The sequence below is a fragment of the Streptacidiphilus jiangxiensis genome (assembly GCF_900109465.1).
Lineage (GTDB): Bacteria > Actinomycetota > Actinomycetes > Streptomycetales > Streptomycetaceae > Streptacidiphilus > Streptacidiphilus jiangxiensis.
In genome coordinates this window covers 1-1,067 of sequence record NZ_FOAZ01000093.1, presented here as the reverse complement: position 1 = coordinate 1,067, position 1,067 = coordinate 1, and the positions used below count along the sequence as shown (strand labels likewise).

1 protein-coding gene is annotated in these 1,067 nt (G+C 66.3%); it reads right to left on the bottom strand.

The features are described from left to right. Nucleotides 1-85: 85 nt before the first annotated feature. Nucleotides 86-1,067: hypothetical protein (locus BMY61_RS43820; RefSeq protein ID WP_342342570.1), on the bottom strand; the 982-nt coding region annotated here is incomplete at its 5' end.

Here is a 1,067-nt window from a genome sequence, read left to right as displayed (position 1 = left end):
CCAGGGCGACGGCGCCGTGGACATTTCCCGGGTCGCGGTTCGCGCCGTAGCGGCCGAAGTTCTTCCATCCGTCGGTCGACATTGTTTAGGCGGCCTTCTGCGTCCTCGGGAGGGTGTACCGGTTCTTGAGTTTCATCTGGGTGGTCAGGCGGCCTTCTTCGAATACGCCGCCGTCCCTGCCCGCGATCTTACGCCATTCTCCGCCGGTGACGTGGAGTTCGTCGGTACCCCGGACGCGGACCACGGTAAGGCCGCTCTGGTGGACCTTGTGCGCCTTGTACCAGAGATTCGCGAATGCCTGGGAGCGGACAATGTGCATCCACTCGGGTCGGCGGATCTCCAGGTTCGCGCTCGACTCCCCCAGAGTGGAAGTGAATTTCGAATACATCGCCTTGATGTACTCGACCGCGACCGTGCCGTCCGCGAACCCTTCCTTTTCGCGGCGCAGCGCGGTTTCCCGGGCTTCGGTCAGGACACGGCGGAATTTCTCCAGCAGGTTCTCGGATGCGCCGGAGGTCCAGCACTCGGCGATCACCGGTGCGTCGGCCAGGCCGAGCTTGTGGCAGCGGGCCAGGAGGCGGATCGTGGCGTCGTCCAGGAGGACGGGGCCCTCCTCGCGGCGGTTGCCGATCGGGTCGGGCAGGTGCGGGTGGTTCCAGGCGGGACGGCTGGCCAGGAGGTAGATACCGGAGCGCTTCGGGTCGAAACCGGGGACCTGCTGGGGGACCAGGGCCCCGATCGGCAGGTGGGTCTTGAAGGCCGAGCAGAACGCCGCGTTGGTGTCCAGGGCCTCGACGTCGACCGGGGCCCGGGTGCCGGCGTGGAGCTCGTCCAGCAGCACGGTGTTGTTCCAGTTGTGGCGGCCCTCCCAGATTTCATCGACACCGTCGCGGGTCTTCTTCCGCAGGCTTTCCAGGATTTCCGGATAAACGGTGTGCTCGTAGTTCGCGCCGACGCGGGTCGCCTCGAAAAGCGTCATCGCATTCGGTACGGCCTTTTTCACGAGTGCTTCGGTCGCGGCCTCGATGTCGCCGCCGTGCTCCTCCAGGGCCTGCTCGACGGCGCGG